This is a genomic window from Acinetobacter sp. AOR18_HL (assembly GCF_027855145.1).
Classification (GTDB): domain Bacteria; phylum Pseudomonadota; class Gammaproteobacteria; order Pseudomonadales; family Moraxellaceae; genus Acinetobacter; species Acinetobacter pittii.
In genome coordinates this window covers 412,774-435,014 of record NZ_JAKTIG010000031.1, presented here as the reverse complement: position 1 = coordinate 435,014, position 22,241 = coordinate 412,774, and the positions used below count along the sequence as shown (strand labels likewise).

At 39.6% G+C, this 22,241-nt stretch carries 22 protein-coding genes; 18 read left to right on the top strand and 4 right to left on the bottom strand.

What is annotated here, in order from left to right:
- The 3 genes from MKL51_RS10185 (at position 1) to MKL51_RS10175 (ending at position 2,951) form a co-directional block, all read left to right on the top strand.
- Positions 1 to 483 carry a nucleoside deaminase gene (locus tag MKL51_RS10185; RefSeq protein ID WP_017481500.1) on the top strand — a complete coding sequence of 161 codons (483 nt, stop codon included), beginning with the start codon at positions 1 to 3 and terminating at the stop codon, positions 481 to 483.
- Positions 483 to 1,664 carry a cyanate transporter gene (locus tag MKL51_RS10180; protein WP_017481501.1) on the top strand — a complete coding sequence of 394 codons (1,182 nt, stop codon included), beginning with the start codon at positions 483 to 485 and terminating at the stop codon, positions 1,662 to 1,664. The genes MKL51_RS10185 and MKL51_RS10180 overlap by 1 nt, the downstream gene beginning before the upstream one ends.
- 129 nt (positions 1,665 to 1,793) lie before the next feature.
- Positions 1,794 to 2,951 carry a winged helix-turn-helix domain-containing protein gene (locus MKL51_RS10175; RefSeq protein WP_017481502.1) on the top strand — a complete coding sequence of 386 codons (1,158 nt, stop codon included), beginning with the start codon at positions 1,794 to 1,796 and terminating at the stop codon, positions 2,949 to 2,951.
- Between the two features lie 38 nt (positions 2,952 to 2,989).
- On the opposite strand, the gene MKL51_RS10170 is transcribed toward MKL51_RS10175, so the two are convergent.
- The gene (locus MKL51_RS10170; protein WP_017481503.1) at positions 2,990 to 3,445 is read right to left on the bottom strand and encodes a GNAT family N-acetyltransferase; all 456 of its coding nucleotides are present in this window, start codon (positions 3,443 to 3,445) and stop codon (positions 2,990 to 2,992) included.
- A 112-nt stretch (positions 3,446 to 3,557) separates the two neighbouring features.
- On the opposite strand from MKL51_RS10170, the gene pdxR reads away from it, so the two are divergent.
- The gene (gene pdxR, locus MKL51_RS10165; protein WP_017481504.1) at positions 3,558 to 5,033 is read left to right on the top strand and encodes a MocR-like pyridoxine biosynthesis transcription factor PdxR; all 1,476 of its coding nucleotides are present in this window, start codon (positions 3,558 to 3,560) and stop codon (positions 5,031 to 5,033) included.
- Between the two features lie 274 nt (positions 5,034 to 5,307).
- Here pdxR and MKL51_RS10160 read toward each other — a convergent pair whose 3' ends face one another.
- Positions 5,308 to 5,967, bottom strand: a complete 660-nt coding sequence (locus MKL51_RS10160) for an epoxyqueuosine reductase QueH (RefSeq protein WP_005070032.1) — start codon at positions 5,965 to 5,967, stop codon at positions 5,308 to 5,310.
- Positions 5,968 to 6,420: 453 nt separating this feature from the next.
- Here MKL51_RS10160 and MKL51_RS10155 point away from each other — a divergent pair, with 453 nt between their 5' ends.
- From MKL51_RS10155 to MKL51_RS10145, 3 genes are all read left to right on the top strand, one after another.
- Positions 6,421 to 6,714, top strand: coding sequence for a hypothetical protein (locus MKL51_RS10155; RefSeq protein ID WP_005070027.1), 294 nt, complete (start codon positions 6,421 to 6,423; stop codon positions 6,712 to 6,714).
- Between the two features lie 194 nt (positions 6,715 to 6,908).
- Positions 6,909 to 7,373 (top strand): redox-sensitive transcriptional activator SoxR, encoded by a 465-nt coding sequence (gene soxR, locus MKL51_RS10150; RefSeq protein ID WP_017385517.1) that lies wholly within the window; start codon positions 6,909 to 6,911, stop codon positions 7,371 to 7,373.
- Positions 7,374 to 7,536: 163 nt separating this feature from the next.
- Positions 7,537 to 7,971: an I78 family peptidase inhibitor gene (locus tag MKL51_RS10145; RefSeq protein WP_005076719.1), complete on the top strand. Its 435-nt coding sequence runs from the start codon at positions 7,537 to 7,539 to the stop codon at positions 7,969 to 7,971.
- 71 nt (positions 7,972 to 8,042) lie between these two features.
- Here the strand turns inward: MKL51_RS10145 and MKL51_RS10140 are convergent, their stop codons facing one another.
- Positions 8,043 to 8,666, bottom strand: coding sequence for a hypothetical protein (locus tag MKL51_RS10140; protein ID WP_017481505.1), 624 nt, complete (start codon positions 8,664 to 8,666; stop codon positions 8,043 to 8,045).
- Between the two features lie 470 nt (positions 8,667 to 9,136).
- On the opposite strand from MKL51_RS10140, the gene MKL51_RS10135 reads away from it, so the two are divergent.
- Positions 9,137 to 10,516 carry an L-serine ammonia-lyase gene (locus tag MKL51_RS10135; RefSeq protein WP_017481506.1) on the top strand — a complete coding sequence of 460 codons (1,380 nt, stop codon included), beginning with the start codon at positions 9,137 to 9,139 and terminating at the stop codon, positions 10,514 to 10,516.
- Positions 10,517 to 10,559: 43 nt separating this feature from the next.
- Here the strand turns inward: MKL51_RS10135 and paaZ are convergent, their stop codons facing one another.
- Positions 10,560 to 12,662: a phenylacetic acid degradation bifunctional protein PaaZ gene (gene paaZ, locus MKL51_RS10130; RefSeq protein WP_017481507.1), complete on the bottom strand. Its 2,103-nt coding sequence runs from the start codon at positions 12,660 to 12,662 to the stop codon at positions 10,560 to 10,562.
- 265 nt (positions 12,663 to 12,927) lie between these two features.
- Between paaZ and paaA the strand changes: the two genes are divergently transcribed.
- From paaA to paaK, 10 genes are read left to right on the top strand one after another with little or no spacing between them, the layout of a single operon-like run.
- Entirely contained in the window at positions 12,928 to 13,866 is a 939-nt protein-coding gene (gene paaA, locus MKL51_RS10125) for a 1,2-phenylacetyl-CoA epoxidase subunit PaaA (protein ID WP_017481508.1), read from the top strand.
- A gap of 32 nt (positions 13,867 to 13,898) precedes the next feature.
- Entirely contained in the window at positions 13,899 to 14,189 is a 291-nt protein-coding gene (gene paaB, locus MKL51_RS10120) for a 1,2-phenylacetyl-CoA epoxidase subunit PaaB (RefSeq protein ID WP_000389648.1), read from the top strand.
- Between the two features lie 12 nt (positions 14,190 to 14,201).
- A complete protein-coding gene (gene paaC / locus MKL51_RS10115; protein WP_017481509.1) occupies positions 14,202 to 14,957 on the top strand; it encodes a 1,2-phenylacetyl-CoA epoxidase subunit PaaC in 756 nt (251 codons plus the stop codon).
- Positions 14,958 to 14,973: 16 nt separating this feature from the next.
- Positions 14,974 to 15,474, top strand: coding sequence for a 1,2-phenylacetyl-CoA epoxidase subunit PaaD (gene paaD, locus MKL51_RS10110; protein ID WP_017481510.1), 501 nt, complete (start codon positions 14,974 to 14,976; stop codon positions 15,472 to 15,474).
- 23 nt (positions 15,475 to 15,497) lie between these two features.
- Positions 15,498 to 16,559, top strand: coding sequence for a 1,2-phenylacetyl-CoA epoxidase subunit PaaE (gene paaE / locus MKL51_RS10105; protein WP_017481511.1), 1,062 nt, complete (start codon positions 15,498 to 15,500; stop codon positions 16,557 to 16,559).
- A gap of 8 nt (positions 16,560 to 16,567) precedes the next feature.
- Complete coding sequence (locus MKL51_RS10100) at positions 16,568 to 17,341, top strand: enoyl-CoA hydratase-related protein (protein ID WP_017481512.1); 774 nt, start codon at positions 16,568 to 16,570, stop codon at positions 17,339 to 17,341.
- Positions 17,341 to 18,132 carry a 2-(1,2-epoxy-1,2-dihydrophenyl)acetyl-CoA isomerase PaaG gene (paaG, locus tag MKL51_RS10095; RefSeq protein ID WP_005047939.1) on the top strand — a complete coding sequence of 264 codons (792 nt, stop codon included), beginning with the start codon at positions 17,341 to 17,343 and terminating at the stop codon, positions 18,130 to 18,132. Before MKL51_RS10100 ends, paaG begins: the two co-directional genes overlap by 1 nt.
- 2 nt (positions 18,133 to 18,134) lie before the next feature.
- Positions 18,135 to 19,673, top strand: coding sequence for a 3-hydroxyacyl-CoA dehydrogenase (locus MKL51_RS10090; protein WP_017481513.1), 1,539 nt, complete (start codon positions 18,135 to 18,137; stop codon positions 19,671 to 19,673).
- A 12-nt stretch (positions 19,674 to 19,685) separates the two neighbouring features.
- A complete protein-coding gene (gene pcaF, locus MKL51_RS10085) occupies positions 19,686 to 20,894 on the top strand; it encodes a 3-oxoadipyl-CoA thiolase (protein ID WP_017481514.1) in 1,209 nt (402 codons plus the stop codon).
- Between the two features lie 39 nt (positions 20,895 to 20,933).
- Positions 20,934 to 22,223, top strand: a complete 1,290-nt coding sequence (paaK, locus tag MKL51_RS10080; protein WP_017481515.1) for a phenylacetate--CoA ligase PaaK — start codon at positions 20,934 to 20,936, stop codon at positions 22,221 to 22,223.
- The last annotated feature ends 18 nt before the right edge of the window (positions 22,224 to 22,241 follow it).

Below are 22,241 nucleotides of genomic sequence, written 5' to 3'. Positions count from 1 at the left end.
ATGGAAAAAGGTGAACAGTTTTTACGTAAGGCGATTGAGCTTGCCTATAACAATATTGAAAAAGGTGGCAGGCCATTTGGTGCTGTGGTTGTAAAGAATGGAGAAATTATTGCTTCAGGCGTAAATCAGATTCTGGTAACGAATGATCCAACCGCACATGCTGAATTACTGGCGATTCGTGCAGCCAGTCAAGTTTTAGGAACTGCCAATTTAGAAGGTTGTTCTGTGTATGCAAGTGGTCATCCATGCCCAATGTGTATGGCTGGAATGCGTATAGCAGGTATTAAGTCGGTGAGCTATGCATATTCTAATGAAGACGGAACACCATTTGGTTTGTCTACAGCCGAAATATATATAGAGCTTGCCAAGCCCTTTGCTGAGCAATCAATGAAAATTCAATATATACCGATCAGAGTTGAAAACCGCACTGATCTTTATGCGCATTGGAAGAGTTATCAAGCCAATCATTCAGGCTCAGAATAATGAAGCAGTCTGGAGCTTTTTTGACTCAGTCGATGCTCATTGTAACTGTGGCTTTGGTTGGGCTTAATTTAAGACCATTTATCACAAGTATTGGACCATTGATTGCCAATATTCGAACAGCCACTGGTTTAAGCTTACAAGGGATAGCACTACTTACTTTGCTACCGATGATGCTTATGGGAGTCATTGCATTTGTTGGCCCAATATTGCAGAACTATGTCGGCGAACGAAAAGCTATTCTTGGTGCATTGCTGGCCATTTGTGGAGGATGTGCTGTCCGATTTTTATTGCCTACATCCGAAGGATTAATTCTTAGTGCAATAGTAATTGGATTCGGAGTTGCGATGATACAAGCGGCATTTCCCGGCATGATCAAAAGAGAATTTAGCCAATATATTGGTCCGATGATGGGACTTTATTCGGCTATGCTCATGGGAGGAGGAGCACTAGGTGCATGGTTAGCTCCCATAATTTCAAATATAACGGGAGTCTGGTCGATTGGCCTAGCTTTTTTTACCATTCCAGCTTTATTTACATTTATATTGGCGCTTGTCTTTTTACCTATAAAAGTTAGTTCATCCATTCATCATCCGCCTGTACGCAAGTTGTTAAATCAACCTCGAACATGGTTATTAATGATGTGCTTTGGACTTGTAAATGGTGGCTACTCGTCAGTAGTAGCGTGGTTGGCACCTTCTTTTCAAGATCAGGGTTGGAGTGCAGCACAAAGTGGAAAATTACTCGCTTTGCTGGCCTTGAGCCAAGCAACTTCAGCGCTCATTTTGCCTGTTTTAGCTAGGAAATATAAAGATCGACGTCCATGGTTATGGTTTACGTTAGCAATGCAGCTAGTCGGTTTCTCTGGAATGGCTTTTATGCCTGATTTTGCCTCTATACTTTGGGCAATTTGTTTGGGCGTAGGTTTGGGAGGATGTTTTGCGTTAACGCTTATCGTTGCATTAGACCATTTTGATGATCCGATTCATGCAGGGGCTTTATCTGCATTGATGCAGGGTGGTGGTTTTTTACTGGCAGCAATCCCGCCGTGGATTATTGCAATTTTGCATGATCTTACGGGGGCTTACAAAGCAGGATGGCTTTTCCATTTAGCCAGTGTGATATTAGTAGTTGTTTTAGTAATTAGATTGAATCCCAAAAGTTATTTTAAAGTAAGTCTGTAAAACGTTGAGTTAGCCGAGATTCATTTTTTAAGAATTGTTGCTCCTATAATCACAAGCAAATGAGGAAATAGTGATAGGATAGAACTGAAAATTTCCTCTTTTAAATGAATACAACAATATTTGATTTCTATGACTTCTTCTTTGAAACAGCTCACTTTATTTAATCAAGGCCTAGGAAAAACCAGTCGATTTGCAAAAGGCATGGATGGAACTTTACAGGCTATTGAGCATTTAGGATATGTGCAGATCGATACCATATCGGTTGTAGAGCGAGCTCATCACCATATATTGTGGAGCCGAGTGCCTGATTATGAGCTAAGTCATCTCAATAGTTTGGTTCGTGAGCGCCAGATTTTTGAATATTGGTATCATGCCGCATCGTATCTTCCTATGAAAGATTATCGCTATGCATTGCCAGCCATGATGTCTGTCAGAAACGGAGAAAGCCGTTATTTCAATAAAGGTGATCAACACCTTATGAATGAAATTTTAGCCCGTGTTCGTGCTGAAGGAAAAATTCGCCTCCGTGATATTGATAAAAATAATAAAAAGAGTTTGGGAAACTGGTGGAATACCGGACCAGGCCGTCGTGCTTTTGAGCAGTTATATATGCAGGGTGACCTGATGATCTGTGAGCGCAACGGAATGGAAAAGGTCTTTGATTTGACCGAGCGCTGCTTGCCTGAAAATATTGATTTAAGTATGCCTACGCTTTATGAATATGCGCAGTATTTATTTAATAATACGCTTCGAGCACATGGTGCATTTACATGGAAACAATTAGTTCATCTAAAGAAAAATGATTTAAAAGAAACTATGCGTGTCGTTCTGAAAGAACATATTGATGCAGGTGTTGTATCAGCAATTAAGCTTGCGAAAGGTCAAATGCTATATGTGGAGGTCGCTGCATTAGAACAAAAGTTTAATACTGAGTTCGGTTTAAAAATACTTTCACCTTTTGATAATTCTCTTATTCATCGTGACCGTTTAGCTTCTTTATTTGAATTTGATTACCGCATTGAATGCTATGTACCAGCGGCCAAACGTGTATATGGTTATTTTTGTTTGCCGATTCTATATCAAGACGAGTTAGTCGGCCGACTAGATTGTAAAGCACATCGCTCTATCAAAGAGTTAGAAGTGATTAGCTTGCATTTAGAAAAAACAATCAAAGATAAAGAGCATTTCTCTTTTGAATTGGAGCAAGAGCTCAAACGTTTCACAGCGTTTAACCAATGTTTAACTGTTAATGACAAAGTGATTAAGCTTATTCGTACTAAAATTTAAACACCAAAAGCACTCCAGCTTTTGGTGTTTTCACTTTATTAGTTCAAGGACATACGATATTCAATAATCCCTGGTTTTTGTGCAATCCAGTCATAAAGCTTTTGTGCTGTTAGATTGGTTTCTTGAGTATGCCAATATAAACGGTCACAGTTGTGTTCAATTGCTTGCTTCTGCACATATTCAATAAGTTGCTTACCAATGTGTTGTCCACGAACTTCAGGTGAAACAAAGAGGTCTTCTAAATAACAATAATTATTTTCTGCCCATGTTGAACGATGAATAACATAATGAACAATTCCCAAAACTTGCTCACCTTGTTTGGCAACAGCACAGTACATAGGTTCATTCTCATCGAAAAAACGTTCCCATGTTACTTTTGTGACATGAAGGGGTAAATTCACCTGATAAAAATTTTGGTAAGCAAGCCAATATTTTTCCCATTGTGAATAATCTTGCTGCTCAACAGGAACGATTTGAATACCTTGATTTTGCATAATAATTACACTCTGTTTTAAAGTAATAAAAAATCGACAACTAGAGTGTAGTTTTAATAGTGGTATTTTTATAAGATACACTTTTGATATTTTTCACAGTACCAGTTTTGATATGGCAGCTTCGATTTCTGCATCTTTTCCACATTTAATTTTGCCAAAAGGCCAGATTAAAGATGGGTTATATACGGCTTTGCGTGATGCGATTTTAGATGGAAGGCTAACTGCTGGAACAAAATTACCCTCAAGTCGTGCTTTGGCAGAGATGATGTCAATTTCAAGGAATTCTGTATTGGCGGCTCTTGAACGATTACTAGATGAGGGATATTTATTTACTAAACCAAGTTCGGGGACCTATGTTGCTGAGGTTGTGCCAGATCAGTTAATACACGTTCAAAAAAATTCAAAAGAAACGTCTAAAAATACTCATCGTTCCTTAAATATTAATCCGAATATTGAAGCTTTATTGGATTCATGGCGAAAGCAGTCATGGTTAAGTAAAAAGAAAAAGATGTTTCATGTAGGGGTAGGCTGTATTGATTTATTTCCTCATCAACTGTGGGGCAAGTTATTAACGCAAGCTTGGCGGCAGTCCTATTATCAACTTGGTCAATTTTACGACCCACGTGGCTATCTACCTTTGCGTCAGGCAATTTCTGAATATGTTCGCTCCACTCGAGGCCTGAACTGCAACGAAGAGCAAATTATTATCGTAAACGGAACGCAGCAGGCTATTCATTTAACAGCCTATGCATTACTTCAAGCAAATGATGAAGTGTGTTTGGATGAGCCGGGATATGATGCAGCTTTTAAGATTTTTCGAAGTTTTGGTGCACAGGTAAATTTGATCGAGAGTGATGAGGAGGGAATGCAAATCTCTGACATTACAGATCATTATTTCAAAAGCAAACTTGTTTATACGGCACCTTCACATCAGTTTCCTTTAGGAGGAACTTTAAGTTTAGCTCGCCGTTTTGCTTTATTAGATTGGGCAAACAAACAAGAAAAATGGATTTTTGAAGACGATTATAATAGTGAGTTTCGTTATGGCACGCACCCAATCCAAGCACTACAAGGTTTAGATCAGCAGCAAAGAGTCATTTATTCTGGAACTTTTACCAAGATGATGTTTCCAGAGTTTCGTTTAGGGTTCATGGCTGTACCTGAAGCATTGATTGAAACCTTTAGTGCAGCTAAATACTATACTGACGTGCGAAGTTCATATTTAGAGCAGGTCGCTTTAGCTTTATTCATTCAACAAGGCCACTATGCTCGACATGTACGTAAAGTTCGAAAAGCATGCTATGAGCGTCAACAAGTATTGATTAACGCTATTAATGAATACCTTTCAGATGTACTTAATGTTCAGCCAACAGATTCAGGCATTCATCTTATATGTTGGTTAAAAGCACCATGGACAGAGCATGAGTTTATTTCTCATTGCTCGGCATTGGATTTGGAGATTCAACCTCTATCAAGATATTGTCAACTTGAGTCAAAAAAAGCAGCAGTTTTGTTGGGCTATGCTGCACATCAACCTGAGGAAATGGTGGAAAATATTAAGAGACTAGCCATGAGTATCAAAAAGTAAAATAGCTAAACTTTTCAAAATTATATATGAATTTTAGAGGGATTTTATTTTTAATGAGAAGGACAAAATATTTATTCGATTTAAATATTTTGATGAAATATTAAAAAATTTAAATTTAAAAGATTTATTAATCTTATTTTAAGATAACTTCATTATTCTAAAAACATCAAAGCTCAGTACAGTACACCTTTTGGCCACATTCTCCAGATGTGGCCTTTTTTTATTAGGAATAAATATAGCTTAGAATGAATTAATTTTTTAAGGAGAATAAGATTTAATCTTCTTCCATGGCATTACTATAAAATTTAACACCTAGTTTAATTCGGTCTCGACCATTACTCATACGCCAACGATTGGTGTCACGTAAAGAATATACACAGCCACAATATTCCTGTTGGTAGAATTCCTCTCGCTTACTGATTTCAATCATTCGACTAGAGCCACCATTTTTTCGCCAGTTATAATCCCAATATTGAATATCCGGATAATTGGATGCTGCCCGAATTCCGCAATCATTAATTTGAGCCATATTTTTCCAACGAGAAATTCCTAACGAACTACTGATGAGACTAAAGCCGTGTTCATGTGCATAAAGGGCAGTTCGCTCGAAACGCATATCGAAACACATGGTACAACGTATGCCGCGTTCTGGTTCATCTTCCATACCTTTAGCTCGAGCAAACCAATTATCCGTGTCATAATCTGCATCGATAAATGGAATATTATGCTTTTCTGCAAAACGAATATTTTCTTCCTTACGGATGAGATATTCTTTTACCGGATGAATATTAGGATTATAAAAAAATATTGAAAATTTAATTCCAGAATCAATTAATGCTTCCATAACTTCTCCTGAACAAGGAGCACAGCAAGAATGAAGTAATAATTGATCATGTCCAGATGGGAGTTCTAATTTTAAACGTTGAGTTGACATAATAAAAAATTAAATTGCAATTCTAATAATTATATATTTTTATTTTGTATAATGTGAACTGAATTATTTTCAATTAAACATGAAATTAATTTAATATCTTAAAATTTATTTATTACTTTATTTGTGGTTTAGTTGAATATAATGAAATAATTAGATTATTAAATATTAAAATTATTTATATCGGTACTTTTAAATTTATTAACCGAAATACTATATAGTAATATAAAATATAGATAAATTTAATATTTTTTAAAATAATAATATTAAAAGATAGCTAGGTAAGTGATTGATGTTTCTAAATATAATTTGAAATTTTTTATGTTTTATTGTGATGTGTGTCACAGATAAACCTTATTTTTTCAATTAAAATATTTCTTTAGATTTGTAGCTTTAATAAATCTATACTATAAAACTTGATATGTTTTTAAATTTAAGTGTGTGATTATTTGAGATATGAAAGATTGGCAATGTAAGTATTGTAATGGTTACATTATGGTTAATCATTCAAAGATCAGCGTAGGAGAAAAAGTTTACTTTTTGGTATATAAATTTGATGCAAAGAACGAACGAAAAAAATTATATAAAAAGGGAATTGTAGTTGCTCGCTACGATAATATACTTCACATTGAGTCACGTAAAAAAACTTATAAGATCGAACAAGCTAAGGTCTATCCATTAGGAGCACCGATGCCTTTCGTTTACAACATGTTTTGGGTTTGCGGGTGCCCATGTACCCTACAAAATTAATTTCTTAAATTTAAATGTCAGCAGCTCATTTTATAAATTTAATTGAATTAGTAATCGTATCAAATTTATTTTCTCAGCTTTTATAGAAAAGTTAAGAGCAATAAACTCAGAAAAATGACTTTGAGTGGTTGAATGATTGATTTGACAAAAACAATAGGCTCTCTTATAAACCTTGAGTAAAGTTGAGGTTAATCATGATAAGTGAAAATAAAAAAGCTGACTCTAGTCGAGTTTTGACTGTGGGGGAAGTTGCAAAAAGGAGTGGAGTTCCTGTCTCGACCCTACATTTTTATGAGGCGAAGGGGCTGATAAAAAGTATAAGAACCAATGGTAATCAGCGCCGCTTTCCATTAATTGTTTTAAGATATATTGCGATTATTAAAGTTGCTCAAAGAGTAGGAATTCCTTTAAATGAAATTAAAGAGGCTCTTAGCGCATATCCTATGGGAAGCAAATTAACAGCTAAACAGTGGAAAGAGTTATCAAGCCATTGGCGAAAAGATCTGGATGATCGTATTCAAAAATTAACGAGGTTACGGGATGAAATGGACTGGTGTATTGGCTGCGGTTGCTTATCGTTAGAGCAATGTCCGTTAAGAAATCCTGAAGATGTTTTGGGGCAAGAGGGATCTGGAGCACGAATTTTAGAAAGGCCATGATCGCAATATTTTGATAATTATTTTTAGAAAGGAAAATCTTAAATTCCAATCAATTAAAGAAATGGTGAGTAGAACTCACAAGTGAGTTTTTTATTGTAAACAAGACACATGGAACATGAATTTTTTTGATATCTTTAGTTTTTTTATTAAGAAGCAAAAATTTATGAAAAAAATTATCTTTCTTGGTTTAGCGCTTGTTTCGTTAACGGCTTGTTCATCTGTACAACATAAAGATCCAACTCCACCAAAAATTGGTTCACCAAACCCAGCTAGTCAATATTGTGTTGAACAAGGCGGGAAATTAGAAATTAGAAATGAAGCAAATGGTCAGGTTGGGTATTGTCACTTACCAAATGGCCAAGTCGTGGAAGAATGGAAATTATTCCGTGATAACCAAGCGAACTGTGTAGCAGAAGAAGCTCAAAAATTAGTGGGTCAATCTGGCCTTACTGATGATCAAATTAAACAAAAAACTAAATCAGAAATTGTGCGCAAAGTGGCTCCAGGTCAACCAATGACTATGGATTATCGTACAAACCGAGTTACAGTTACTATTGATCCTGCTTCTAAGAAAATTACTCAAGCAACCTGTGGTTAATGTGTGTAATTAAAGTTTGGTAAATCAAATTTTAAAGAAAAGAGCCTGCTGAAAATGCAGGCTTTTTTACTTTAATTTTCGGAATAATGGACAACCGGATACTCTTTTTGTTGTGGCAGCTTCTGTAAAGCCTGATTAATTTTGATGAGAAAAATATCCACTTTGTCTTGGCTTGGATTGTTGGTGTTGTATGAAGCTCTTTCTTGATAGTTAATTCCGCATCCAATAATTTTCATATTTGCAGGATTAAAGCTCCAGTCATTTTTATTTTTGATCGAGATATCTAAATCACTATCACATTCTTTCCAGAGTTTTAAAAATTGATTGGAATATACAGCGGGAGCTTCTTGTGCTCGGTAGGCTGTAAATCCTTGCATTTCAGAGTTAGCAAATTGAAGGAGATGATTGGTAGGCATTCCTCCCCAAAGTATAGCGGTGTCTTTCGGTAGCTTTATCCACGTTATATTCTCTTCTTTAAGAGGTGCAGTTTGCTCATCTTTCTGTTTGGACTTTTGAGATTTATAAACCAGTTTTGTTCCAACAGGAACCGTTACACCTTTGACTTGAGTGCTCTGTGTTGTATAGAAATACGGCGAATCATCACGGTTACAGCCTGTTGGGTTATAACAACCAATACAACCACTTAACAATAAAAGCGGACAACTTAAAATACTTAATTTGAAAACTCGATCCATTTTTCTTGTCTTTAATTATCTCTAGAAATTTAATATATCAGTATTTAAATCAATAATAAAAAAAGCCCCTAGCGGACTAGAGGCAGAAAAACATCAGATGCAAGAACAGGTGAATTATGCATCTGAGTTAAGTAGGTTGTATCAAACCATGTAGAGCACTTTACCAGCAAAAATGAATAAAAATAGGGAGGTGCGACTAATGGCTAATATTTGTAGTTTTTTATTTGTACAACTTCCTGTACTTGTTTTAAGGAAGGGGGCGCTAATACATTTATATTTGTTAATAAAAACTACAAAAGTTATGGCTGTGAACAAAGTTATTTATAGTGATTGTTCAACCGTTGTCTTTTTGTGCGACTACCCAAGAGTTATTCGTGATTTGTACTTGGCTTAATGATAATTTTAGAGTTATCCGAAAGGACACAATAATGACGAACATACGAATAATAATGAATCGAAGGTAGGACCACGTGTTTATTAGTGTATTTGATCTTTTTAAAATTGGCATCGGTCCATCTAGCTCCCATACAGTTGGACCCATGCGAGCGGCATACAGTTTTGTGGATGATTTATTGAAGCAAAACGATTTACAAGCAACAGCTAGAGTTCAGGTGAAGTTATACGGTTCGCTGTCGGCAACTGGTGTTGGTCATGCGACAGATAAGGCTGTTCTGTTAGGTTTAATGGGTTTTGACCCTGAACATATTGATACCCAATTAAGTACAAGCTTGATTGAAGATGTTCTTGAAAATAACGCCATCCAGCTTAATCAGCAAAAGACTATTTCTTTTGATTATAAGCATGATGTGCTTTTTCTAGATGAATCTTTGCCTTATCACCCCAATGCAATGGAGTTGATTGCCTATAACGAGGCTCAAGAAATTTTATATGCAGAAACTTACTATTCGGTTGGTGGCGGTTTTATTGTTAGCCAAAGGCAATTAGCAACAACTCAAACTGAAACAAACGACGTTAAGGTTCCATATCCATTTCACAGTGCGGCTGAACTTTTAAGCTTATGTAAGACTCATCATTTATCAGTGAGCGAGTTAATGCTTGAAAATGAAAAAAGCTGGCGTAGTGAAGCTGAGATTCGTAGCAAGATTATGGAAATCTGGAAAGTGATGCAGCAATGTATTCATAACGGATTAATTAATGACGGAATATTACCGGGCGGATTAAACGTAAAACGTCGGGCTAAAAAAATTCACGATAAGTTATTAAATAAGAAAAACTCAAACCTGATCGTGACGACTTTTCATGCGATGGAATGGGTCAATTTATTTGCCTTAGCGGTAAATGAAGAAAATGCTGCTGGTGGCCGCGTGGTGACGGCACCTACAAATGGTGCAGCAGGGATTATTCCAGCAGTTTTATATTACTACGTGACTTTTTCTAAAGACTTTTCCGAAGATAAAGTGGTTCGCTTTTTTCTAAGTGCGGCAGCCGTCGGCATTTTATGTAAACTCAATGCTTCTATTTCTGGTGCAGAAGTAGGGTGTCAGGGCGAAGTCGGCTCAGCATGTGCAATGGCTTCGGCGGGTTTAGCCGAAATTTTAGGTGGATCACCTGAGCAAGTGGAGCATGCGGCTGAAATTGGGCTTGAACATAATTTGGGTTTAACGTGTGACCCGATTGGTGGTTTGGTTCAGGTGCCTTGCATTGAACGAAATGCAATTGCAGCTGTAAAAGCCATTAATGCAGCCCAAATGGCACTTCATGATGACGATGAACACTTTGTCACGCTAGATAAAGTGATTCAGACCATGAAAGAAACTGGCAAAGATATGTCTGAGAAATATAAAGAGACTTCAAAAGGTGGCCTTGCTGTTAACGCCATTGAGTGCTAAAAAAATGAGATGGGGACGAGGTGACCCCATCTCATTTTAACCATTAAGCTTCGCGAGCAACTAAAGTTAAAATGTCATAAGTTGCGACAAGTTCACCACGTTGGTTTTTGACTTTAATATCCCACACCACAACGCCATGCGCAGGCTGAGACGGGTCTTTTTGTGGCTTAGGTGTTTTTTGTTTACAGGTGAGTTCAACTTGGATTGAGTCACCAATTTTAACCGGTTCAACAAAACGTAAGTTGTCCATACCGTAGTTGGCAATCACAGGACCTTGTGCTGCATCTACAAATAGACCTGCTGCAGCAGACACAATGAAGTAACCATGTGCCACACGCTCTCCAAAGAAAGACTCGGCAGCTGCAATTTTGTCGGTATGTGCATAGAAGTAGTCACCACTTAAACAAGCAAAATTGACAATATCAGCTTCGGTGACTGTACGACGCGCTGTTAATAAACGTTCACCAATCACTAACTCATCAAAAGACTTTTTAAATGGATGTACACGGTCTTCATTAACTTTTGAGCCAGCAGTCCATGAGTGGGTAATTTGTGTCAGACTATTTGGAGAACCCTGAATTGCGGTGCGCTGCATATAATGTTTAACCGCGCGAATACCACCTAACTCTTCACCGCCACCTGCACGGCCAGGGCCGCCGTGTACTAAATGTGGAAGTGGTGAACCATGTCCTGTACTTTCTTTTGCAGACTCTGCATCGAGTACATGCACACGGCCATGCCAAGGCGCAATTTTTTGAATAATCTGTTCAATATTCTCATCGTTATTTTTAACGACAGAAGCCACTAGGCTACCTTCACCACGTGAAATAAGGTCAGCTAGTTCTTCAATATTTTGATATGGCATGAGTGTACATACCGGACCGAAAGCTTCTGTGGTATGAACATTCGTTGCTTGTAAAGGCTGTTCACACACCAATAAAGTTGGAGCGAAAAAAGCACCTTTTTCAGGATGGTCTGCATTAAATGTAAAGCTATCATTGCCACCAAAAACAATTTTTGCATCTTTGCTGAGTTCAGCAACTTTTTCTGCAACGTCATGTTTTTGTTTAATGCTCGCCAAAGCACCCATGGTAGTTTCTTCTTTTTGAGGGTCGCCCACCACAACTTTAGCAAGTTTGGCAGTTAGCTTTTCTTGCACAGTTGCTAACAAGTTTTCAGGAACAAATGCACGACGAATGGCAGTACATTTTTGGCCTGCTTTGGTGGTCATTTCACGGAAGACTTCACGCACAAATAAATCGACAGTTTCTTCATTTGCCTCAGGGCTTAAAATTGCGCTGTTTACCGAGTCGGCTTCCATGCTAAATGGAATCGAATATTTATTGAGGTGAGGGTGGTTACGTAGTTTTTGGCCTGTGTAGGCAGAACCTGTAAAGGTCACGCAGTCTTGAGGGCCTAAGTGGTCGAACAGGTCATAAGTCTGACCGCAAATGAGTTGTAGTGAGCCTTTCGGTAGCACATGTGCTTCTTCAATGGCTTTTACAACCGCTTGAGTTAATTGGGCACCATCAGTTGCTGGTTTCACAATACATGGCACGCCTGCAAGTAGCGTCGGTGCAATCTTTTCAAGCATTCCCCAAATTGGAAAGTTAAAAGCATTAATGTGAACGGCAACACCTGCTTTAGGGCTTAAAATGTGTTTAGCACCGAAAGTTCCATTTTTAGATAATTGAATCCAGCTGTCTTCAGTAATAATTTTTTCGTCATTGAGTTCACGGCGAACCAGACTTGAATAGGCAAATAACGTCTGGATGCCACCTTCAATATCAATCCATGCATCTTTACGAGTTGCGCCTGTCGCATAAGCAAGTTTGTAGAACTCTTCTTTGCGCTCAAGTAAATGTTGGGCAATTTGTTTTAACGCATTTGCACGTTGGTGAAATGTCCAGTTAGCCAACTCTGAACCATTTTGTTTGGCATATTGAACAACACGTTTCATATCTATGCCATGACTACTTACGGCATAAATTGGTTCACCTGTAATAGCATGATAAACAGGGCGCAGTTCTTCACTCGTCGAATGCCATGTTCCATAGACAGAAGAAGCAAGATGAGGCAGTTGATGCTCAGACTGCTGAAAATCTGTGTCAGTTGAGGTTCCTTCTAGGTGTGCTTGTTCAAGCATGACCAAACTCCTTTTTTATTTGATACATCAATTATAAAAATTGCAAAAATATGATTCATAATTTCAGATTAATTTGTCTAAAAGTCAACTTTATTTTGATTTGTAAACGTAAAAAGATTTTTTGTTTTTAATTAATATTTATTAATTTCAAATATTTAGCCCTTGTTTGTTGGGTGGATTTAATTTGATACTAAAAAAGTGATTGACTTTGTTTTTAGTGTATCGAAAAATAGATTCAAGGGTGATACCTACAGGGAATGAAAGAATGGAAAACAATTACCAGAAATTTGAACAAAATATTGCCAATGAAATTACGATCGAGGCTAAGGATCAAATGCCCGATGCCTACCGCAAAACATTGATTCGTCAAATTGGGCAACATGGCCATTCTGAAATTGTAGGTATGTTGCCTGAAGGAAACTGGATTACTCGTGCACCAACTTTAAAACGTAAAGCGGTTTTGCTCGCAAAAGTACAAGATGAAGCGGGTCATGGTTTATATCTATACAGTGCAGCAGAAACCTTAGGTGCTGACCGTGATGACATGATGGAAAAGTTGATTGATGGAAAAATGAAATACTCATCAATCTTTAACTATCCAACTTTGACTTGGGCAGATGTGGCTGCAATTGGTTGGCTTGTCGATGGGGCAGCCATTGTGAACCAAGTTGCGCTTTGCCGTACTTCATATGGGCCATATGCACGTGCGATGGTACGTATTTGTAAAGAAGAAAGTTTCCATCAACGTCAAGGTTTTGAAGCGATGATGGCTTTGGCAAACGGTACGCCAGAACAAAAACAGATGGCACAAGATGCGGTAAATCGCTATTGGTGGCCAGCACTGATGATGTTTGGTCCAAGTGATGAGCATTCTCCAAATAGCGCACAAAGCATGGCGTGGAAAATCAAACGTTTTAGTAACGATGAATTACGTCAAAAGTTTGTCGATAACACCGTACCGCAAGTGTTGCAACTTGGCTTGGAAGTACCGGACCCAGATTTAAAGTTCAATGAAGAAACAGGCCACTATGAGTTTGGCGAGATTGACTGGCACGAATTTAATGAAGTAATTGCCGGACGTGGACCATGTAATCACGAGCGTATCGAAGCACGCCGTAAAGCATGGGAAAACGGCAAATGGGTTCGTGATGCAGCAGTGGTCTACGCGAAAAAACAGCAGCTTGAAGCGAGCAAAGTGGCTTAACAAGATTTATGGAAAAATTTGAGGAAATCAAAATGGAAGATAAAAACAACTGGTCGCTCTACGAAGTATTTGTACGTAGTAAACAAGGCTTAAGCCACCGTCATGTAGGCAGCTTAAGAGCACCAGATGATGAAATCGCACTGCAACATGCTCGTGATGTTTATACGCGTCGTAATGAAGGAATTAGCATTTGGGTGGTTCGTTCAGAACTGATTAAATCTTCACAGCCAGATGAAAAAGCTGAATTTTTCGATCCTTCTTTAGACAAGGTTTATCGTCATCCGACTTTTTACCATATCCCAGATGGCATTGAGCACATGTAAGGGGAATGGCAAATGAATCATTCAGTTTTATCTAAATTCTTATTACATATTGGCGACAGTCAACTGGTTTTATCTCAGCGTTTGGCTGAATGGTGCGGACATGCACCTGAGCTTGAAATTGATATTGCCTTAGCAAATATCGGTTTGGACTTGTTGGGTCAGGCAAGAAACTTTCTGACTTTGGCTGGTCAATATGATGAAGCCAAGCGTGATGAAGACCAACTTGCGTATTTCCGTACAGAACGTGAGTTTTTAAACCTCTTGTTGTGCGAACAACCCAATGGGGACTTTGCACAAACGATTGTACGCCAGTGGTTGATGGACCATTACCATCTTCATTTATTTACGGCTTTAACGCAAAGCTCACTTCCTGAATTAAGTGCGCTTGCTGTCAAATCTTTAAAAGAAGTGAAGTATCACATCCGCTTTTCAACAAGCTGGATGGAACGTTTAAGTTTAAGCACAGATGAAGCACATCAACGTGTGCAAGACGGATTAAATAATTTATGGCGCTTTACCGCTGAGTTATTTGAACTGAGTGCAGACGAACAAGCACTAGTTGCACAAGGCGTGATTCCAGATTTTTCAAATGAAAAAGAACAATGGAACCAAACCATTGCAGATGAGCTTAAGCGTTTTGAATTGAATGTTGCTGTGAACGGTGCTTATCGCCGTGGTGCGAAACAAGGATTGCATACTGAGCATTTAGGTTATTTGTTAGCTGAAATGCAAAGTATTCAAAGAACTTATCCGGGCATGACCTGGTAAGACAAGGAGGTGAGCCATGCAAATGATTCGTCATTGCATCGACCAATGTTGGGATATTCTACAAACAGTCAGTGATCCTGAAATTCCAGTTTTATCTGTTGTCGATTTAGGCATGATTCGCGGTGTAGAGATTAACGATCAACAAGAAATTATTGTTCGTCTAACGCCAACATATAGCGGTTGCCCAGCAACAGATATGTTGAAAGCACAAATTGTTGAGGCATTTACCGCAGAAGCTTTGACACCGGTCAAAGTGATGGTCGATTTGTCAGAAGCATGGACCACAGACTGGATGTCTGAAGCGGGTAAAAAGAAACTGCAAGTCTATGGCATTGCACCACCTGAAGGGTTGGCGCATCAATGTGGAACTCATGTTCACTTAACAAATGGTGTCGAGTGCCCACGTTGTAAAAGCCGACATACCCGACTGTTAACAGAGTTTAGTTCTACCGCCTGTAAAGCACTTTATAAATGTCAGGACTGTCTTGAGCCTTTTGATTACTTCAAATGTATTTAAGTCTTTAGATAAGGAAATCAGCCATGAGCCAATTTGTACCATTAAAAGTAAAAAGTATTACGCCTCAAACCGATCAGGCAATTTGTATTGCATTTGACGTTGTACCTGAACAACAAGAACAATTCCAATTTCAACCGGGTCAACACTTAACCATTCGCCACTTAACCGAAGCTGGTGAAATCCGCCGTTGTTATTCAATTTGTAGCTATGCGGGTAAAGAAGACATCAGCATTGCGGTTAAAAAAATTGATCAAGGGCAATTTTCAAACTGGGCAAATGACCATTTGAAAGTGGGCGATGTGCTTGAAGTCATGCCACCACAAGGTGTGTTTTTTCAAAAAGCAGCCAAGATGGGCGGTCAAAACTATTTAGGCGTTGCTGCGGGCAGTGGTATTACCCCAATTTTATCCATTGTTAAACAAGTTTTGTTTGAACAACCTGAAGCTAAATTTACGTTGCTCTATGGCAATCGTTCATGGAAACAAACCATGTTTGCCGAGCAAATTATGGATTTGAAAGATCAGTTTAAAGAACGCTTTCAACTCATCAATATCTTTTCTCGTGAGTTCAATGATAGCGAACTGATGAACGGTCGTATTGATGCAGAAAAGCTTAAGCAACTTTTTGATTATGAAGTGCTTGAAACAAACTTTGACCATGTGTTTGCCTGCGGCCCAGACGAAATGATGAATGCCGTAGAAAATACTTTACCGAACTTTGGTATTGCCAAAGAGCGCATTCACACCGAACGTTTTCATACAGGACAAGCGCGTAAACGTAGTGTTGAAGCAGATGCAAACCGTAAAGAAGAAAAAGTAAACATCATTTTAGATGGTCGTGAACTGATTGTTTCTGTGGCTCAAGATGATGAAAGTATTCTTGATGCGGCTTTACGTGCTGGTGCTGATTTGCCGTACGCATGTAAAGGTGGGGTGTGTGCGACCTGTCGCTGTAAGGTGCTTTCAGGCGAAGTCGACATGTTCCTTAACTATAGTCTTGAAGAAGATGAAGTTGAAAAGGGCTATGTGCTGAGCTGTCAGACCTTACCAAAAGGCTCAAATGTTCGCTTGAGTTTTGATGAGTAGAGGCTGTCATGCAAGAGTTGATCAAAGCCAGCACAGCTGCTGACGGTGTTTTGTTATTAACCCTAAACCGTCCGGAAAAAAGAAATGCTTTAAACAATGCAACATTGCAGTGTTTATGCGAGTTGCTCGAAGAAGCTGAACATAATGCTCAAGTCAAAGCAGTGGTTTTAACGGGTAACGCTCAGTGTTTTGCGGCTGGTGCAGATCTTAGTGAGTTGGCTGCAATGGATACCGTGTCTTTGCAACTCGATATTCGCCCGAAGCTTTGGCAAAAAATTGATGCCTTTAGTAAGCCACTGATTAGTGCAGTCAATGGTTATGCCTTAGGCGCTGGGTTTGAGTTGGTTTTGCATTCAGATATGGTGATTTGCGGTGAAAATGCCCGTTTTGCTTTACCTGAAATTACCTTGGGTATGTTGCCGGGTGCAGGCGGAACACAACGTTTAGCACGCTTGGTTGGGCAACAACTCACCATGCGCTGGGCCATGACAGGTGAGATGATTTCGGCAAAACAAGCCGAGCAACATGGCATTTGCAGTCAAGTGGTGCCAACCGAATTAACCGTTGAATATGCGGTTCAACTGGCAGCCAAAATTGCCAAACAAGCGCCTTTAGCGATTCGCGTGATTAAACAATCAATTAAAAGTATTCATGAAACAACGTTAAGTCAGGGACTCAAGTTTGAACGACAAAACTTTGTCTGGCTGGCGGCTACAAAAGATCGGAACGAAGGGATTAATGCTTTCTTTGAGAAAAGAAAGCCAGTGTTTAGAGGTGAGTGATGGACTATCAAAATATTATTGCTGAAGAAAAAAATGGTGTTGGCTACCTGACATTTAACCGCCCAAAAGCACTGAATAGCTTTAACGTTGATATGCATCGTGAAGTGGCTGAGGTTTTAAACCTGTGGACCAAAAATCCGGATGTTCGCTGTGTTGTGATTAGTGGCGAAGGCCGCGGCTTCTGTGCAGGGCAAGATTTAGGTGACCGTGTAGTAGACCCAAACGCTGAAGCACCAGATTTAGGATATTCCATTGAAACTTACTATAACCCGCTCATTAAAACGATTGTAAATATGCCAAAGCCTGTGATTTGCGCGGTAAATGGTGTGGCAGCAGGTGCAGGGGCAAATATTGCCTTGGCATGTGATTTGGTGATTGCAGCTAAATCGGCAAACTTCGTACAAGCATTTTGCCGTTTAGGTTTGGTTCCAGACTCGGCGGGTACATGGTTTTTACCACGTGCTGTAGGCCATGCGCGTGCTATGGGCTTAACTTTGTTAGGGGACAAGTTGCCGGCAGAAACCGCAAAAGAATGGGGCATGATTTGGGATGTGGTTGAAGACACCGAGCTTAAAACAAAGGTGACTGAACTCGCTGAACGTTTAGCGAAACAGCCTACATTTGGTTTATCTCTTATTAAAAAAGCCATTCATCAATCAAGCAATAACACCTTTGATGAGCAAATGCTTTTAGAGCGAGATTTACAACGCATTGCTGGTCGTTCAGAAGATTATCGTGAAGGTGTACAAGCCTTTATGAATAAACGTGAACCAAATTTTAAAGGGCGCTAAGCATGACAGATTTAGATTTATCTCGTGCCCGAATTGCCGTCATTGGTTCTGGCACCATGGGCATCGGCATTGCCCAGTTAGCCATCGTCAATGGGCACTCGACCATTTTATATGATCTAGACGCTCAAAAAGCGCAACAAGCCGCTCAAGGTTTAGGGCAGACGTTTAAAAAGCTGGTTGAAAAGAGCAAGCTTACCCAACAGCAAGCGGATGAAGCTTTAGCGCGTTTAACGGTGGTCAATCAAGTTGAAGCACTGTGTGATGCTGACTTAGTTATTGAAGCCGTCGTTGAAAAAAAAGAAGTTAAACAGTCTTTATTTAAGCAACTTGCTGAAATTTGTAGTGCGCAAACCATTTTTGCAAGTAACACATCTTCAATTTCAGTGACTGCAATTTCGGCGGGTATTGCTCATCCTGAGCGCGTAGTGGGTTTACACTTTTTTAACCCTGCGCCAGTCATGAAATTGGTTGAAATTGTACAAGGTTTAAAAACACCAAACAGCTTATGTCTGGCTTTAAAAAACTTGATGTTGAATTGGAAAAAAATTCCAGTACTCACCAAGTCGACTCCCGGGTTTATTGTTAACCGAATTGCACGTCCGTTTTATGCAGAAGGCTTTAGAGCACTGCAAGAACAGGTCACTAGCTATGACCAACTAGACTATGCCTTAAAGCAATGCGGCGGTTTTGCGATGGGACCGTGTGAACTCACCGACCTCATTGGTCAAGATGTTAACTTTTCAGTAACCCAAAGCGTTTACCAAGAGTTCTTTTACGAGCCACGTTACCGCCCAAGCCTCATTCAAAAAGAATTGGTCGATGCAGGTGCTTGGGGCCGTAAGTCAAAACAGGGTTTCTATAGTTATAACGAAAAAAATCAGTACGAGACATTTCAGCCTCAAGCTGTGGTTGCCAAACCAGTTGATGCCCATATTCAGCTAAAAGGGACTTGGTCTCAGCTACCTGCGTTTTTAACCCGTTTAGGTTTAAAAGGCGGATCTGCGAGTGATGACAATATCCTTCAAATTGATGATATCGACTTACGTTTAAGCCAAGGTGAGTCTGCCAATATTCATTACCTAAGCCGTAAAGTGGTTTTAATGGATTGGCACCATGATTTTGAGCACGCAGAGGCTTTAGTACTCAGTCATAACGAGCTTTGTGAAACAAATGATCTGGCTAAAGTTGAGGCTTACTTTGCACAGTTTGGTATGAGCGTGATGTGGATTAAAGACCATCCGGCACTGTTAACCTTACGTACCATCGCTTTACTCATTAATGAAGCCTGCGAAGCAAGTTTACATGGAGTTGCGAGTCTGGAAGATATTGATAATGCCATGAAATATGGAGTGAATTATCCTAAAGGCCCTTACCAGTGGTTGACACAAATGGGTGGCGCTTATGTGCTCCAAACCTTAAATAACTTATATGCACTGTATGGAGAGGAAAAATATCGCGCGAGTATCTACCTCAAGCAATACGTAGCGAAAACTCAAAACATTGCTACTCAATATTCACGTGATATGACCGAATTTGCATAATCAGGAGTCAACATGGAAGACGTTTTAATTTGCGATTTTATTCGTACCCCAATTGGACGATATGCAGGTGCCCTAAGTGCTGTACGTGCAGATGATTTAGCTGCATTGCCCATCAAATATTTAAAAGATAAACACCCGAACCTACCGTGGAATACGGTAGACGAAGTGTTTTTGGGATGTGCCAACCAAGCAGGTGAAGACAACCGTAACGTTGCACGTATGGCAACACTGTTAGCAGGCTTACCTGATACAGTACCAGCCATGACCGTCAATCGTTTATGTGCTTCGGGTTTAGATGCGGTAGGACTTGCAGCACGCTCAATTAAGGCAGGTGAAGCACAATTTGTGTTGGCAGGTGGTGTTGAGTCGATGAGCCGTGCGCCATTTGTACAAGCTAAACCAACAGAAGCGTTTAGTCGTACACCTGAAATTTATGACACGACCATTGGCTGGCGCTTTGTAAATAAGCAACTTAAAGCACAATACGGCACCGACAGCATGCCGGAAACTGCGGAAAATGTAGCTGAAAAATATCAGATTAGTCGTGAAGACCAAGATGCGTTTGCATTGCGTAGCCAACAAAAAACCGCTGCGGCACAACAAAACGGTTTCTTTAACGATGAGATTTTGCCTGTCGAGATTGTAGACCGTAAGAAAAACGTGAACGTTGTGAACCGCGATGAACATCCGCGTGAAACGACACTTGAAGCACTCGCAAAACTAAAAGCGCCATTTAGAAAAGAAGGTGGTTCGGTGACTGCCGGAAATGCCTCTGGTGTAAATGATGGCGCCGCATGTGTGTTAATTACCAACCGTGAATTTGCAGATACACATGATTTAAAACCTTTAGCACGTGTGATTGGTATTGCAAGTTCAGGGGTTGAACCCAAATATATGGGTATAGGTCCTGTTCCGGCTGTGCAGAAAATTTTAAAGCAAACAGGTTTAACGCTAGATCAGATGGATGTGATTGAACTAAATGAAGCATTCGCAGCCCAATCTTTGGCTTGTATGCGTGAACTTGGCCTAAAAGATGACGATGAACGCGTGAACCCAAATGGCGGTGCGATTGCGTTAGGCCATCCGCTCGGTATGAGTGGTACTCGCTTAGTAATTACAGCAACACGTGAGCTAAAAAAACGCGGTGGACGCTATGCACTTTGCACGATGTGTGTAGGTGTTGGACAAGGCGTCGCACTGATTTTGGAAAATTTAAATTAATTCAGACGGTTTTAAAAATTAATAATGAGGAGATAGGCGATGGACAGCCTTACAACGGATAATGTTGAACAATTAACACTTGCAGAGCTTAGAGAGCTGCAAACTAAACGGTTAAAGCAAACCCTGACTTTTGTATATGAAAATAGTCCGGTCTATAAGAAAAAGTTCGATGAAGCGGGTGTACATCCTGATGACTTCGTCACTTTAGACGATCTGGCGAAGTTTCCATTTACCACCAAACAGGATTTAAGAGACAACTATCCGTTTGGGATGTTTGCCGTACCGCAAGAGCAAATTGTGCGTTTACATGCATCATCAGGCACAACGGGTAAACCGACCGTGGTGGGTTATACCCAAAAAGATATTAATACTTGGTCGGACATTGTTGCACGTTGCTTACGCATGGCAGGTTTAACCGCGAAAGATATGGTTCAGGTGGCTTATGGCTATGGACTATTTACAGGTGGTTTAGGCGCACATTATGGTGCCGAGCGCTTAGGTGCAACGGTTATTCCAATGTCTGGAGGGCAAACTGAAAAGCAAGTTCAGCTCATTCAAGACTTTAAACCGACTGCAATTATGGTTACGCCATCATATTGCGTAAGTATTATTGAAAAGCTAGAACAGCAATTTGGTACTGCACGTAATACGTCTTTAAAAGTCGGGATTTTTGGTGCCGAGCCATGGACCAACGAACTGCGCCGTGAAATTGAAGAACGCCTAAATATTAAAGCACTCGATATTTATGGCTTGTCTGAGGTAATGGGGCCGGGTGTTGCGATGCAGTGCTTAGGTGAGGGTGAGGGATTAACCATTTGGGAAGATCATTTCTACCCAGAAATTATTAACCCTGAAACAGGTGAAGTCTGTAAAGATGGCGAACTTGGCGAGCTAGTCTTTACCACGATTACCAAAGAAGGCTTACCGATTATTCGTTACCGTACTCGTGATTTGACCCGTTTACTGGCGGGTGAAAATCTGGCAATGCGTAAAATGGATAAAATTGTGGGCCGTAGCGACGACATGCTGATTATTCGCGGCGTGAACGTTTTCCCGACTCAGATTGAAGAGCAAATTTTGCAAGTTCCGCATTTAGTTCCAAATTATGAAATTTTGGTGACTAAAAAAGGCCATATGGATACTTTGCATATTCGTACAGAGATGTGTCATAACTGTACTATACAGGCCAATCAACTTGCTCAGGAGTTGATGAAACGCATTAAAACCATGATTGGGATTAGCGTTACTGTAGAAGTTGTAACGGAAGCGACCTTACCTCGTTCGGAAGGTAAGGCAAAGCGGGTAATCGATATGCGTCAGATTGCTTAACATCAAGATCATTCAGGG

Bases quoted from the DNA above. Each gene is read 5' to 3' on its own strand.
- MKL51_RS10180 (WP_017481501.1), top strand. From the start codon at position 483: ATGAAGCAGTCTGGAGCTTTTTTGACTCAGTCGATGCTCATTGTAACT.
- pcaF (WP_017481514.1), top strand. From the start codon at position 19,686: ATGGAAGACGTTTTAATTTGCGATTTTATTCGTACCCCAATTGGACGA.
- pdxR (WP_017481504.1), top strand. From the start codon at position 3,558: ATGGCAGCTTCGATTTCTGCATCTTTTCCACATTTAATTTTGCCAAAA.
- paaK (WP_017481515.1), top strand. From the start codon at position 20,934: ATGGACAGCCTTACAACGGATAATGTTGAACAATTAACACTTGCAGAG.
- paaC (WP_017481509.1), top strand. From the start codon at position 14,202: ATGAATCATTCAGTTTTATCTAAATTCTTATTACATATTGGCGACAGT.
- paaG (WP_005047939.1), top strand. From the start codon at position 17,341: ATGGACTATCAAAATATTATTGCTGAAGAAAAAAATGGTGTTGGCTAC.
- paaB (WP_000389648.1), top strand. From the start codon at position 13,899: ATGGAAGATAAAAACAACTGGTCGCTCTACGAAGTATTTGTACGTAGT.
- MKL51_RS10160 (WP_005070032.1), bottom strand. From the start codon at position 5,967: ATGTCAACTCAACGTTTAAAATTAGAACTCCCATCTGGACATGATCAA.
- MKL51_RS10155 (WP_005070027.1), top strand. From the start codon at position 6,421: ATGAAAGATTGGCAATGTAAGTATTGTAATGGTTACATTATGGTTAAT.
- paaD (WP_017481510.1), top strand. From the start codon at position 14,974: ATGCAAATGATTCGTCATTGCATCGACCAATGTTGGGATATTCTACAA.
- paaA (WP_017481508.1), top strand. From the start codon at position 12,928: ATGGAAAACAATTACCAGAAATTTGAACAAAATATTGCCAATGAAATT.
- MKL51_RS10175 (WP_017481502.1), top strand. From the start codon at position 1,794: ATGACTTCTTCTTTGAAACAGCTCACTTTATTTAATCAAGGCCTAGGA.
- MKL51_RS10185 (WP_017481500.1), top strand. From the start codon at position 1: ATGGAAAAAGGTGAACAGTTTTTACGTAAGGCGATTGAGCTTGCCTAT.
- MKL51_RS10140 (WP_017481505.1), bottom strand. From the start codon at position 8,666: ATGGATCGAGTTTTCAAATTAAGTATTTTAAGTTGTCCGCTTTTATTG.
- MKL51_RS10090 (WP_017481513.1), top strand. From the start codon at position 18,135: ATGACAGATTTAGATTTATCTCGTGCCCGAATTGCCGTCATTGGTTCT.
- soxR (WP_017385517.1), top strand. From the start codon at position 6,909: ATGATAAGTGAAAATAAAAAAGCTGACTCTAGTCGAGTTTTGACTGTG.
- paaE (WP_017481511.1), top strand. From the start codon at position 15,498: ATGAGCCAATTTGTACCATTAAAAGTAAAAAGTATTACGCCTCAAACC.
- MKL51_RS10100 (WP_017481512.1), top strand. From the start codon at position 16,568: ATGCAAGAGTTGATCAAAGCCAGCACAGCTGCTGACGGTGTTTTGTTA.
- MKL51_RS10170 (WP_017481503.1), bottom strand. From the start codon at position 3,445: ATGCAAAATCAAGGTATTCAAATCGTTCCTGTTGAGCAGCAAGATTAT.
- paaZ (WP_017481507.1), bottom strand. From the start codon at position 12,662: ATGCTTGAACAAGCACACCTAGAAGGAACCTCAACTGACACAGATTTT.
- MKL51_RS10145 (WP_005076719.1), top strand. From the start codon at position 7,537: ATGAAAAAAATTATCTTTCTTGGTTTAGCGCTTGTTTCGTTAACGGCT.